General features: G+C 58.8%; 12 protein-coding genes and 2 pseudogenes. 9 read left to right on the forward strand and 5 right to left on the reverse strand.

Annotated features, from left to right (window positions below):
* Positions 1-31: 31 nt before the first annotated feature.
* A complete protein-coding gene (dsdA, locus tag ACQG1K_RS00115; RefSeq protein WP_367076370.1) occupies positions 32-1,318 on the reverse strand; it encodes a D-serine ammonia-lyase in 1,287 nt (428 codons plus the stop codon).
* A 97-nt stretch (positions 1,319-1,415) separates the two neighbouring features.
* Here dsdA and ACQG1K_RS00120 point away from each other — a divergent pair.
* Positions 1,416-2,501: pseudogene (locus ACQG1K_RS00120) on the forward strand (cellulase family glycosylhydrolase); the annotation flags it as partial.
* Here the strand turns inward: ACQG1K_RS00120 and emrD are convergent.
* From emrD to tisB, 4 genes and pseudogenes are all read right to left on the reverse strand, one after another.
* Complete coding sequence (gene emrD / locus ACQG1K_RS00125) at positions 2,407-3,591, reverse strand: multidrug efflux MFS transporter EmrD (RefSeq protein WP_023298963.1); 1,185 nt, start codon at positions 3,589-3,591, stop codon at positions 2,407-2,409. The pseudogene ACQG1K_RS00120 and the gene emrD sit on opposite strands and share 95 nt — an antisense overlap.
* Positions 3,592-3,766: 175 nt before the next feature.
* A pseudogene (locus tag ACQG1K_RS00130) lies at positions 3,767-4,185 on the reverse strand (EamA family transporter).
* 62 nt (positions 4,186-4,247) lie between these two features.
* On the reverse strand, positions 4,248-4,694 hold the full coding sequence (locus ACQG1K_RS00135) for a GNAT family N-acetyltransferase (protein ID WP_023298965.1): 447 nt from the start codon (positions 4,692-4,694) through the stop codon (positions 4,248-4,250).
* Between the two features lie 64 nt (positions 4,695-4,758).
* Positions 4,759-4,848, reverse strand: coding sequence for a type I toxin-antitoxin system toxin TisB (tisB, locus tag ACQG1K_RS00140; RefSeq protein WP_022646551.1), 90 nt, complete (start codon positions 4,846-4,848; stop codon positions 4,759-4,761).
* A gap of 486 nt (positions 4,849-5,334) precedes the next feature.
* Between tisB and ACQG1K_RS00145 the strand changes: the two genes are divergently transcribed.
* The 8 genes from ACQG1K_RS00145 (at position 5,335) to ACQG1K_RS00180 (ending at position 11,920) form a co-directional block, all read left to right on the forward strand.
* The gene (locus ACQG1K_RS00145; RefSeq protein WP_367076623.1) at positions 5,335-5,649 is read left to right on the forward strand and encodes a type II toxin-antitoxin system HigB family toxin; all 315 of its coding nucleotides are present in this window, start codon (positions 5,335-5,337) and stop codon (positions 5,647-5,649) included.
* Complete coding sequence (locus ACQG1K_RS00150) at positions 5,646-6,065, forward strand: helix-turn-helix domain-containing protein (RefSeq protein WP_426720978.1); 420 nt, start codon at positions 5,646-5,648, stop codon at positions 6,063-6,065. Before ACQG1K_RS00145 ends, ACQG1K_RS00150 begins: the two co-directional genes overlap by 4 nt.
* Positions 6,066-6,211: 146 nt before the next feature.
* Positions 6,212-6,310, forward strand: a complete 99-nt coding sequence (ivbL, locus tag ACQG1K_RS00155; RefSeq protein WP_057979964.1) for an ilvB operon leader peptide IvbL — start codon at positions 6,212-6,214, stop codon at positions 6,308-6,310.
* Between the two features lie 106 nt (positions 6,311-6,416).
* Positions 6,417-8,105, forward strand: a complete 1,689-nt coding sequence (gene ilvB / locus ACQG1K_RS00160) for an acetolactate synthase large subunit (protein ID WP_367076625.1) — start codon at positions 6,417-6,419, stop codon at positions 8,103-8,105.
* A gap of 3 nt (positions 8,106-8,108) precedes the next feature.
* A complete protein-coding gene (ilvN, locus tag ACQG1K_RS00165; protein ID WP_010426528.1) occupies positions 8,109-8,396 on the forward strand; it encodes an acetolactate synthase small subunit in 288 nt (95 codons plus the stop codon).
* Between the two features lie 125 nt (positions 8,397-8,521).
* On the forward strand, positions 8,522-9,115 hold the full coding sequence (gene uhpA, locus ACQG1K_RS00170; RefSeq protein ID WP_022646555.1) for a transcriptional regulator UhpA: 594 nt from the start codon (positions 8,522-8,524) through the stop codon (positions 9,113-9,115).
* Complete coding sequence (uhpB, locus tag ACQG1K_RS00175) at positions 9,112-10,617, forward strand: signal transduction histidine-protein kinase/phosphatase UhpB (protein WP_038414991.1); 1,506 nt, start codon at positions 9,112-9,114, stop codon at positions 10,615-10,617. The genes uhpA and uhpB overlap by 4 nt, the downstream gene beginning before the upstream one ends.
* Complete coding sequence (locus ACQG1K_RS00180; protein WP_032626671.1) at positions 10,610-11,920, forward strand: MFS transporter; 1,311 nt, start codon at positions 10,610-10,612, stop codon at positions 11,918-11,920. Before uhpB ends, ACQG1K_RS00180 begins: the two co-directional genes overlap by 8 nt.
* The last annotated feature ends 109 nt before the right edge of the window (positions 11,921-12,029 follow it).

Here is a 12,029-nt window from a genome sequence, read left to right on the forward strand (position 1 = left end):
CCGGGTAAGGCGCAGCCGCCACCCGGCATATTTACTTCCCTTTCGCTAAATATTTCGCCATCTCGTCTTCCGGCACCATGCCGCCGCCGGTCGCCCAGACCAGGTGTGTAGTGTTAGCATTCGCCGTTATGCGTACCGGCCCGGCCATCCCCGCCAGCGCCGACGGCTCCAGACAAATGCCTTCTTCCTGCGCCAGCCAGCCGAGCAGGTCGTACATGCTTTGATCGGCGAGGGTATAGAACCCGTCAAGCAGACGCTCCATCGCGCGGCCCACGAAGCCAGACGCGCGACCTACCGCCAGACCGTCCGCCGCCGTCACGTTATCAATACCCAGATCCTGCACGGCGATTTCATCGTGCAGCCCGGTGTAAACGCCCAGCAGCATGCACGGGGAGTGCGTGGGCTCGGCGAAGAAACAGTGGACGTTATCGCCAAAGGCCAGCTTCAGGCCAAACGCCACGCCGCCGGGGCCGCCGCCGACGCCGCACGGCAGATAGACATTCAACGGATGTTCAGCATCCACCGCGCGCCCCTGCGCGGCAAACTGCGCTTTCAGGCGCTCACCTGCAACCGCATAGCCCAGGAACAGCGTGCGTGAGTTCTCATCGTCAATAAAGAAACAGTTTGGATCGCTTTCCGCCGCTTTGCGCCCTTGCTCCACCGCCACGCCATAATCCTGCTCATATTCCACGACGATCGCGCCGTGGCTGCGCAGTTTGGCTTTCTTCCACTCGCGGGCGTCTGCGGACATATGCACCGTGACCTTAAAGCCGATGCGCGCGCTCATAATGCCGATGGACACCCCCAGGTTGCCGGTTGAACCCACCGCGATGCTGTACTGGCTGAAGAAGGCTTTAAAGCGTGGCTCCAGCATGATGCTGTAGTCATCTTCAACGCTCAGCAACCCGGCTTCCAGCGCCAGTTTTTCCGCATGGGCCAGCACCTCATAGATACCGCCGCGCGCTTTAATGGAGCCGGAAATCGGCAGATGGCTGTCTTTTTTCAGCAGCAGCGTGCCTGGAATGGCCTTGCCGGACTCTTTCTCCAGCCGCTTTTGCATCGCCGGGATAGCGACCAGTTCGGATTCGATAATCCCGCCCGTTGCTGCCGTTTCCGGGAAGGCTTTCGCCAGATACGGCGCGAAGCGTTTCAGGCGCGCATGCGCGTCGTCCACGTCGGCTTTGGTCAGCCCGACATATGGCAACCCTTCCGCCAGCGTCGTGGTGTTCGGATTAAGCCAGGTGATCTCTTTCAGGGCAATCAAATCCGCCAGCAGCGGAAACCGGTCAATGAGGCCGATCAGGTCAGTCGTTTTCATAATCTGTCTCAGAATTTAGTTCGTTTTGACTCTACACCAATTGTGAAAAAGCATGCTAAATACAGAGTAAAGCATTTGATTATTTGCAAGGGGCGTCGTGTTAAAGCCGTTCATTGTCACCGTGTTAGCGCTCGCTTCCGGCTGGGCCTGTGCCGCTGAGCCACCCCTGACGGCTGCCCGTTACGCGCAGATGTTGGGCGTCGGAATGGATGTCGACTGGGCCCGCACCGAGCGCGGTATACGCGAATTCGACCCGTTGGTGGTCCGTGATTTCCAGGCGAAAGGCATACATCATGTCCGTATTCGGGTGGCGGGCGAACCGACGGAAGCGCGGCTGATTCACCTGCGTAAGCTGGTGGAGGCCTGCGAGCAATACGGCGTCATCCCCATCATCGCCTATCAGGCCGATGAATATAAAAACGATCCGAAAGCGGATACCGAAAAAGCGGTGATCAACTGGTGGATTGCCGTGGCGCACTATTTTGGTCAGCGCTCGCCATTGCTGGGGTTTGACCTGATCTACGAACCGGCGGACAAGCTCAACCACAACGTTGCTTCGCTCATCCGGGTGTATGAGAAAGCGATCAAAGACATTCACGCCATTGATGCCAGCCGCATGATTTTTATCGCCCCTCGTCTGCGCGCCGCGCCGGAGGATTTATCCAGCCTGAAGCTGCCCGCACACAGCCAGAATTACCTGCTGGCGGAATGGCATATTTTCCCCTGGGGTCCGCTGAAAACGAACGGCAGATACCCGTGGACGTCCGGAACCGCGGCTGAGAAAGCGGCTATCCGTAACCGAATCAATGCCGCGCTGCACTGGCAGCAAAAAACCGGGCACGTTAGCTGGGTCGGGGGCTGGGGCGTGGGGGAGTCAAACCACCTCACACCAACCGCTTCGCAAATGGCCTTCGCCAACTTTATGGCCTGCGAGCTGCAAAAGGCGAAAATCCCGTATGCGCTTAACGCGGACTTCCAGTTTTACGACGGGGAAGAGGGTGCCTGGCGGCCTGCGCCAGAGCCGTTATTACAGGCGATGATTGCGCCCGTGTGTGAAAAGCCCGGCGAGAAGCCGGGCCATCATGCGGTTAAACCGGCTGTTCGTGATGCGGGACGCGCGACGCCAGCGGCAGCCAGCACAGCAAAATCAGCAGCCCCATCAGGGTCATCAGCAGGCCCAAACTCGCCTGCCCGGTCTGCGGCATCATAGCCGAAAGCCAGGCCAGCGCGCCGGAACCGATATTCTGTAAACCGCCGACCAGGGCACCAGCGGTGCCCGCGAGGAACGGGAACGGCTCCATTGCGCCGCTGGTGGCGAGCGGGAACAGCATGCCCGCGCCGAAGAAGAACAGCGCTGCCGGGATAAGCAACGTCCAGACCGACATCACGTCAAACAGCCCCGGGATCCACATCATCAGCCCGGCCAGCAGACAGCTGATCACCGACTGCCACATCAGCGTAGAGAAGCGTTTGTTCGGACGTCCGGCGAACCATGCGCCGAAGAACGCCGCCGGGATCGGCAGAATAAACAAAATGCTCACCACCATGCTGCTCAGGCCAAGGCCTGCGCCCAGCAGTACGCCGGAACAGGCTTCAAACACCGCAATGCCCGCCAGGCCGCCGATTAGCATCAACAGATAACAGGTAAACGACCCATTACCGAACAGCGTTTTGTAGCTGGCGATGAGCTTCGTGCGCGGCGCGTCCTGCGGACGTGTTTCCGGCATCCAGCGCGCCATGCTGAAGGTGACAATAATGCACAGCACCAGCAGGAAGGCGTAACAGGCGCGCCAGGACCAGACGGTGTCCAGCAGACCCCCAATCAGCGGGGCGAGCAGCGGGCTGACCAGAATGCCCATATTTAACAGACTGTTGGCGTGGCGAAGCTGGGTGCCCTGGTACATATCACGCGGCAGGGTACGCGCCATGACCCCGCCGACGCCGGTGCCCACGCCCTGGAGGGCGCTGGCGGCAATCAGGATGGTCAGGCTGTGCGTAGTAATGGCAATCACCGTCGCCACCATGAAAATGCTCATGCCCACCAGAATGACCGGACGACGCCCGACGCGATCGGACAGGGGACCATAAACCAGCTGTGAAACGCCATAGGTCAGCAGGTAGGCTGCCATCACGCTCTGTACCGCACCTTCGCGGACGCTCAGATCTTTTGCCATATCGGCAATCGCCGGAATGTAGATGGTTTGCGCCATCTGCCCGACGGCCACCAGTAACACCAGCATCAACAATAAGTTCACGTTCCGTTGCTTTTTCATGTCGCTGAATACTTTTGCCAAAAGAGATAAATAAAGAATAAGTGACTACGCATTCCCATAAATGCGCGAGGAATCTACCACAGAGAGATGACAATTTAAGCATTACTGTGATGAATGACAGAAGGCGTGAAGGCAGGATTTGTAAACAAGATCGGCAACTAATGTTGCCAGCGAATTACGCCAGGCGCAGCAGGACCGCACCGGCTGCAATACCCAGCGCCGCCGCGATGCGCAGGCCCCCAACCTTCTCTTTTAAAAGCACAAATGCGATGAATGCGCCGAAGAGAATAGAGGTTTCACGTAGTGCGGCGACCACCGCCAGCGGCGCCTGAGTCATCGCCCAGAGTGCCAGACCGTAAGATCCCATCGTCCCGACGCCGCCGAGCAGTGTAACGCACAGGAGACGAACAAATATGGCCAGCTTGCGGCAGTCGGCTGGGGCGAGAAGGGGAGTAAAATCAGCGCAATAAGCGCGGCTGAACCGCTGACCCCGATCGCCGAGTAGAGCTTGTCCGTTCCGGCTTTAACGATGGCGTTCCAGCTGGCATGCAGCAGTGCGGCGAACAGTAAAATGCAGAAAACGGTGATGGACATGGCGGATCGGTTGGTGAAATGTCATCCAACTGTAACATTCCCCCGTCGAGGCTGTCAGCCGCTTACACTGCGCAAAAAAGGCGGTGCGTCACCCGGGGCTCGTCTGACACAAGCCTGAAGCCCGCCCGATGATAAAATCCGTACGCGGTTTCCGGCGCATGGGTATTAAGAAAATCAAACCAGATGCTGGCATCCGCCATCACCACGGTCAAAAGTTGTTTTCCAATCCCCAGCCCACGGCACTTTTCGCTGACGTAGAGATGACGAATACGTCCGGCGCGCGGCTGCTGGCTGAATGGATCGCGATTTAGACCGCACACGCCCACCAGCCTGCCGTTAAGAAACGCCCCCAGCAGCTTTTCACCCGGCGCGTTAAAGCGATTCTCACCGCGCTGCCAGTTCTCTTCCAGCCTGCGCAGCATATTGAAATTTAACGCGATACTCTCGGCCTTCAGGGCGATATAGCCCGGTTCATCAGGCGTAACAGGCTCAATTAACAGACGCGACATAGCATTCCCTCGTTATTAAAGAGGGGCGGTTGCCCGCCCCTCTCAGGTGCGACTTGAACCTGAATCACTTAACGTATTTCAGGACAGCATCAAGCAGTTGCAATACAGCAACAATGAGTTTGAGGACAAGTATGACCATATCCACGACGCTCATACGCGCCTCCTTTTGGTTAAAAGGAGCACGATGCTGGCGTACCTTTCCGCCGCCTGTGGCCAGCACCTGGATTGACGTAACACAGTGTGCTCACTTCAGGGGTTAAGGCACTGACGGCACCACCCGTTTCAGCCAGGACTTCGTTGCGCCGGTAAACTGCGGCCCCCTCGCTCACTGCGAACACCCTCAGTATAGATAAATACTGTATGTATGAACAGTATTTTATGGACAAATTTTGGAAGGCGATCCATACTCCAAAACGTCAAAATCCGTGCCGGAATTGCGCGTTCGTCTTCGATCGCGTATACTTTTCGCGTTGACGTAACACAGTGTGTTCTGCGGCAACCAACCGCAAAACCCTGATAAAAACCTCGCTTAGGCGGGGTTTTTTGTTTTCTGACGAAGTGAAAATAGTATCCTCCGTTGACTTATTGGCAATAGGTGTTATCGTTGCCATAATGGCAACGGACGCGGCAGACAAGCAGGATGCATTTAATCTCAATGAAGGCAATTTTGGATGCGGTAAGCCAGTTCCCGCAACACAGAGAAGAGCTTCTCTTTTTAGGACGAGTTATTGAAAAGAGCCACTGCCCGACGCCCGCTGCACTGAGGAAACTTTTCCCAACGCTGGATAACTTCAAGTATCTTGATAAGCATTATGTTATTGATATTGCAAATAACAATCTCAGAGTAGTGGCTCTCATATTCTTTGAAAGCCAAAAGTTTTATGTGCGCCATGTTTTTACTCATAAGGTATATGACCGTTTTACGGAGAAACATCGCACTAAGGGGAAGAAATGATGATCGTCGCTGATGCAATGAAAGCTACGAACGCCCTTGTTGCGGCCGTTCCTTTACTGGGTGAACAGCCGAGCGAGAAAGATTATAAGGATGCGCTTGAGCTGGTTGAGTATCTCCTTATGAACGAGCCCAATAGCCCCTTGCTGGATATTGTTTGCGCCAGAATTAGCCATTACGAAGCTAATCGGCCAGAGATAGTCGCATTACGCAAGGAGATGGAGTCCGTTCCCGTCGGAATTGCAGTTTTGAGAACCTTGATGGATCAATACAATCTGACGATATCGGATTTTAAGGATGAAATTGGTAGTAAATCGATGGTTTCACGGGTTCTGAATGGTCAGAGACAGCTTACTCTGAACCATATTAAAAAGCTGGCGGCCAGATTTGGGGTATCACCTGCGCTATTTATTGAGTGAGTAAAAACCCTTTATTGAGTGTCATCGCCCAACAAACGAAACGTGATCCCTGACGCATTTTTGCGCAGTTGAAAATATTTCCATTGTCACATCCGAAAACCTGTGTTTGTATAAATTCTATCAATGATTCCAAACACAGGTCCCCAATGACTTCATCCATCTTCACGTCGACCCTACTAAAAACTGCGCAACCTGCCGCAGTGGTCGTCGTGCGTGTGGTGGTGGTCGTCGGCAATGCGCCGTAGGGACTGGATCAACACACGAATCCAAAACCCCGCCGGCGCAAACCGGGCGGGGTTTTTCGTTTAAGAGCCTCCCCGGAAAGTCGGCCCAGAAGAAAAGGACTGGAGCATGGCAAGTTCGGGCACAACATCCACAAAAACGCGTTTTACAGGCGCGCAGCTGATTGTTCATTTACTGGAACGACAGGGCATCACCACCGTTGCGGGCATCCCGGGTGGGACCGTGCTGCCGCTGTACGATGCGTTAAGCCAAAGCACACAGATCCGCCACGTGCTGGCGCGTCACGAGCAGGGCGCAGGCTTTATCGCTCAGGGCATGGCGCGTACCCAGGGCAAACCGGCGGTGTGTATGGCCTGTAGCGGGCCGGGCGCCACTAACCTGGTGACCGCCATCGCCGATGCGCGCCTCGACTCCATTCCGCTGATCTGCATTACCGGCCAGGTGCCGTCCTCGATGATCGGTACCGATGCGTTCCAGGAAGTGGATACCTACGGTATCTCTATCCCCATCACCAAACATAACTATTTAGTTCGCGATATCAGCGAGCTGCCTCAGGTGATCAGCGATGCGTTTCGCATTGCCCAGTCTGGCCGCCCGGGTCCGGTGTGGATAGACATTCCTAAGGATGTCCAGACCGCAGAAATTGAGATCGACGTCCTGCCCGAGCCGGGCAAGCGTGCCCCGGCGCCGGAATTCAGCGTTGAGAGCGTGCGCGATGCCGCCGCCATGATTAACGCGGCCAAACGCCCGGTGCTCTATCTGGGCGGCGGGGCGATCAACGCCGCGGATGAAATTCGTCAGTTCGCTGAAAAAGCCAGCCTGCCTACCACCATGACCCTGATGGCGCTCGGCATGCTGCCAAAAGCGCACCCATTGTCTTTAGGGATGCTGGGCATGCACGGCGCGCGCAGCACCAACTACATCCTGCAAGAGGCGGATTTGCTGATTGTTATGGGGGCGCGTTTTGATGACCGGGCGATCGGCAAAACCGAGGAGTTCTGCCCGAACGCCAAAATCATTCACGTGGATATCGACCGCGCCGAGCTGGGTAAAATCAAGCAGCCGCACGTGGCGATTCAGGGCGACGTGGCCGAGGTGCTGGCACAGCTGATCCCACAGACGGAGGCAAACGACCGCGCCGACTGGCGCCAGCTGGTAGCCGATCTGCAACGCGAGTTCCCGGGCGCTATCCCAACCGAGGGCGACCCGCTGAGCCACTATGGTCTTATCAACGCCGTTGCCGCCTGCGTGGATGACAGCGCGATTATCACCACCGACGTCGGCCAGCATCAGATGTGGACCGCACAGGCGTATCCGCTTAACCGCCCGCGCCAGTGGCTGACCTCCGGCGGCCTTGGCACCATGGGCTTCGGCCTGCCAGCAGCGGTTGGCGCGGCGCTCGCCAACCCGGACCGTAAGGTGATCTGCTTCTCCGGTGACGGCAGCCTGATGATGAACATTCAGGAGATGGCCACCGCAGCCGAAAATCAGTTAGACGTCAAAATCATTCTGATGAACAACGAGGCGCTGGGCCTGGTACACCAGCAGCAGAGCCTGTTCTATAAGCAGGGCGTGTTTGCGGCGACCTATCCGGGGATGATCAACTTCCTGCAGATTGCCGCTGGTTTTGGCCTGCACACCTGCGATCTGAACGCCGAAGAAGATGCCCACGCGGCGTTGCAGGATGCGATTTCTCGCCCTGGCCCGGCGCTGATCCACGTGCGTATCGACGCGCAACAAAAAGTGTATCCGATGGTGCCGCCGGGTGCGGCCAATACTGAGATGGTGGGGGAATAAGCCATGCAGAAACAACATGATAACGTCATTCTGGAACTCACCGTCCGCAACCACCCTGGCGTCATGACCCACGTCTGCGGGCTGTTTGCCCGACGGGCGTTTAACGTGGAAGGCATTCTGTGCCTGCCGATTCAGGGCAGCGAGCACAGCCGCATCTGGCTACTGGTGAACGACGACCAGCGTCTGGAGCAGATGATGGCGCAGATCGACAAGCTGGAAGATGTCACCAAAGTGGCACGCAACCAGTCCGATCCCACCATGTTTAACAAAATTGCGGTGTTTTTCGAGTAAATCACTTAAGGTAAAAGGCTTTTGCCGGATGGCGCTGCGCTTATCCAGCCTGCAAGGACGTTACACGTAGGCCGGATAAGGCGTTTACGCCGACATCCGGCGTGTTCACGCATCAGGATCAAACCATGACCACCATCGCCCTTATCGACGACCACCTTATCGTCCGCTCCGGCTTTGCCCAGCTTTTAAACCTCGAACCGGATTTTCAGGTCGTGGCCGAGTTTGGCTCCGGTCGCGAGGCGCTGGCGGGCCTGCCGGGACGCGGGGTGCAGGTCTGTATCTGCGACATCTCAATGCCGGATCTCTCCGGGCTGGAGCTGTTAAGCCAGCTGCCGAAAGGGATGGCGACCATTATGCTCTCGGTCCACGACAGCCCGGCGCTGGTCGAGCAGGCGCTCAACGCGGGCGCGCGCGGCTTCCTCTCTAAACGCTGTAGCCCCGACGAGCTGATTGCCGCCGTGCGCACCGTCTCCACCGGCGGCTGCTACCTGACGCCGGATATCGCCATCAAGCTGGCGGCGGGACGGCAGGATCCGCTCACCAGACGCGAGCGTCAGGTGGCAGAGAAACTTGCCCAGGGCATGTCGGTGAAAGAGATTGCCGCGGAGCTGGATCTGTCCCCGAAAACCGTGCACGTTCATCGCGCCAACCTGATGGAAAAACTCAACGTCAGTAACGATGTCGAGCTGGCGCGCCGTATGTTTGACAGCTGGCAATGAGTCCCGTTTTTTCACGGCTGATCGCCGTCGTCGCCAGCTTTTTTATCTTCTCCGCCGCATGGTTCTGCCTGTGGAGCATCAGCCTGCATCTGGTGGAACGCCCGGAGCTGGCGGTGCTGCTGTTCCCCTTTGGCCTGCGTCTGGGACTGATGCTTCAGTGCCCGCGCGGATACTGGCCCGTTTTGCTGGGCGCAGAGTGGCTGATGCTGATCTGGCTGGCGCAGGAAGTGGCGCTGGCGCATCTGCCTTTATTGATGACCGGAAGCCTGCTCACGCTTATCCCGGTCGCCCTGATTTCCCGCTACCGTCACCAGCGCGACTGGCGCACGCTGCTGCGTCAGGGGGCGGCGCTGATTGCCGCCGCGCTGTTGCAGTCCCTGCCGTGGGTGGGCGAAAAGGAGGTGCTCAACGCCCTGCTGCTGACCCTCACCGGCGGCCTGACGCTGGCACCGACCTGCCTGGTTTTCTGGCATTACCTTACCAGCACCGTCTGGCAGCCGCTCGGCCCGGCGCTGGTCTCCCAGCCGGTGAACTGGCGCGCCCGGCACCTGATCTGGTATCTGCTGCTGTTTGTGGTGAGCCTGTGGTTGCAGCTTGGTCTGCCCGCTGAATTATCACGCTTCACGCCGTTTTGTCTGGCGCTGCCGATCATCGCCCTCGCCTGGCACTACGGCTGGCAGGGGGCGCTGATCGCGACCCTAATGAATGCCATCGCGCTGATCGCCAGCCAGACCTGGCACGATCATCCGGTAGATCTGCTGCTCTCGCTGCTGGCCCAGAGCCTGACCGGGCTGCTGCTGGGGGCGGGCATCCAGCGCCTGCGCGAGCTGAACCAGTCTCTGCAAGCCGAGCTGGCGCGCAATCGCCGTCTGGCGGAGCGTCTGCTGGAGACGGAAGAGAGCGTGCGCCAGGAGGTTGCCCGCGAGCTGCACGATGACATCGGCCAGACCATCACCGCCATCCGCACCCAGGCGGGCATTGTCCAGCGTCTGGCGGCAGAAAACGCGGGTGTGAAGCAGGGCGGGGCGCATATCGAACAGCTTTCGCTGGGTGTCTATGACTCCGTTCGCCGCCTGTTAGGGCGGCTGCGCCCGCGCCAGCTTGACGATCTGTCCCTGGAGCAGGCGGTGCGTTCCCTGATGCGCGAGATGGAGCTGGAAAGCCGCGGGATAGTCAGCCATCTCGACTGGCGCATCAATGAAGCTATCCTGAGCGAAGGTCAGCGCGTGACGCTGTTCCGCGTCTGTCAGGAGGGGCTGAACAACATCGTCAAACACGCCAGTGCCAGCGCGGTCACGATCCAGGGCTGGCAGCAGGACGAGCGCCTGATGCTGGTGATTGAAGACGACGGCTGCGGCCTGCCGCCGGGATCCGGCCAACAGGGCTTTGGCCTGGCGGGCATGCGCGAGCGCGTGAAGGCGCTCGGCGGCACGCTGACAATCTCCTGCACCCACGGGACGCGCGTCAGCGTCAGTTTGCCGTTAAGGACGCACCATGTTTAAAACCCCGGCCAGCGCCGCCCCGCTAGGCAACAAAGCGGAAATCGACGCCCGCTACCGCTACTGGCGACGTCATATCCTGGTCACTATCTGGCTCGGCTACGCGCTGTTCTACTTCACCCGCAAAAGCTTCAACGCCGCCGCGCCGGAGATCCTCGCCAGCGGCGTGATGGCGCGCACCGACATCGGCCTGCTGGCGACGCTGTTTTACATCACCTACGGTCTGTCGAAGTTCTTCTCCGGCATCGTCAGCGACCGCTCCAATGCGCGCTATTTCATGGGCGTTGGGCTGATCGCCACCGGCGTGGTGAACATCCTGTTTGGCTTCTCGACGTCGCTGTGGGCCTTCGCCCTGCTGTGGGCGCTGAACGCCTTTTTCCAGGGCTGGGGCGCGCCGGTCTGCGCCCGTCTGCTGACCGCCTGGTATTCGCGCAATGAGCGCGGCGGCTGGTGGGCGATATGGAATACCGCGCATAACGTCGGCGGGGCGCTGATCCCGATGGTGGTGGGGGCTGCCGCGCTGCACTACGGCTGGCGTGCGGGGATGATGATTGCCGGTGGCCTCGCGATTGTCGCCGGGCTGTTCCTCTGCTGGCGCCTGCGCGACAGGCCGCAAACCGTCGGCCTTCCACCGGTGGGCGACTGGCGGCACGACGAGATGGAGATCGCCCAGCAGCAGGAGGGGGCCGGGCTGTCCCGCCAGCAGATCCTCACCAAATACGTACTGAAAAACCCCTACATCTGGCTGCTGTCGCTCTGCTACGTGCTGGTCTACGTGGTGCGCGCGGCCATCAACGACTGGGGCAACCTGTACATGTCCGAGACGCTCGGTGTGGATCTGGTGACCGCCAACTCGGCGGTGACCATGTTTGAACTGGGCGGGTTTATCGGCGCGCTGGTGGCGGGCTGGGGCTCGGACAAGCTCTTCAACGGCAACCGCGGGCCGATGAACCTGATTTTCGCCGCCGGAATTTTGCTCTCCGTCGGCTCGCTGTGGCTGATGCCGTTCGCCAGCTACGTGATGCAGGCGGCGTGCTTCTTCACCATCGGTTTTTTCGTCTTTGGCCCGCAGATGCTGATCGGCATGGCGGCGGCAGAGTGCTCCCACAAAGAGGCGGCAGGCGCGGCGACGGGCTTTGTCGGGCTGTTTGCCTACCTCGGCGCATCGCTTTCCGGCTGGCCGCTGGCGCGGGTGATCGACATCTGGCACTGGAGCGGGTTCTTCGCGGTGATCGCTATCGCGGCGGGCATCTCCGCCCTGCTGTTGCTGCCGTTTTTGCACGCGCAGGCACCGCGCGAAGCGTGACGCGCCTCACCTTTTGCTGCCGAGTCGCGCAAAACTAAGAAATTTTCCCGGTTTCACCTGGACGCTGTCTCAGGCATCTCTCCTGGCTGGTTTTTACAATGCTGCAAAA

The organism is Enterobacter cloacae complex sp. 402C9, assembly GCF_050030745.1.
GTDB lineage: Bacteria > Pseudomonadota > Gammaproteobacteria > Enterobacterales > Enterobacteriaceae > Enterobacter > Enterobacter intestinihominis.

Coding starts and splice junctions, on each gene's coding strand:
- dsdA (WP_367076370.1), bottom strand. CDS start 1,318: ATGAAAACGACTGACCTGATCGGCCTCATTGACCGGTTTCCGCTGCTG.
- emrD (WP_023298963.1), bottom strand. CDS start 3,591: ATGAAAAAGCAACGGAACGTGAACTTATTGTTGATGCTGGTGTTACTG.
- ACQG1K_RS00135 (WP_023298965.1), bottom strand. CDS start 4,694: ATGTCGCGTCTGTTAATTGAGCCTGTTACGCCTGATGAACCGGGCTAT.
- tisB (WP_022646551.1), bottom strand. CDS start 4,848: ATGAGCGTCGTGGATATGGTCATACTTGTCCTCAAACTCATTGTTGCT.
- ACQG1K_RS00145 (WP_367076623.1), top strand. CDS start 5,335: ATGCATTTAATCTCAATGAAGGCAATTTTGGATGCGGTAAGCCAGTTC.
- ACQG1K_RS00150 (WP_426720978.1), top strand. CDS start 5,646: ATGATGATCGTCGCTGATGCAATGAAAGCTACGAACGCCCTTGTTGCG.
- ivbL (WP_057979964.1), top strand. CDS start 6,212: ATGACTTCATCCATCTTCACGTCGACCCTACTAAAAACTGCGCAACCT.
- ilvB (WP_367076625.1), top strand. CDS start 6,417: ATGGCAAGTTCGGGCACAACATCCACAAAAACGCGTTTTACAGGCGCG.
- ilvN (WP_010426528.1), top strand. CDS start 8,109: ATGCAGAAACAACATGATAACGTCATTCTGGAACTCACCGTCCGCAAC.
- uhpA (WP_022646555.1), top strand. CDS start 8,522: ATGACCACCATCGCCCTTATCGACGACCACCTTATCGTCCGCTCCGGC.
- uhpB (WP_038414991.1), top strand. CDS start 9,112: ATGAGTCCCGTTTTTTCACGGCTGATCGCCGTCGTCGCCAGCTTTTTT.
- ACQG1K_RS00180 (WP_032626671.1), top strand. CDS start 10,610: ATGTTTAAAACCCCGGCCAGCGCCGCCCCGCTAGGCAACAAAGCGGAA.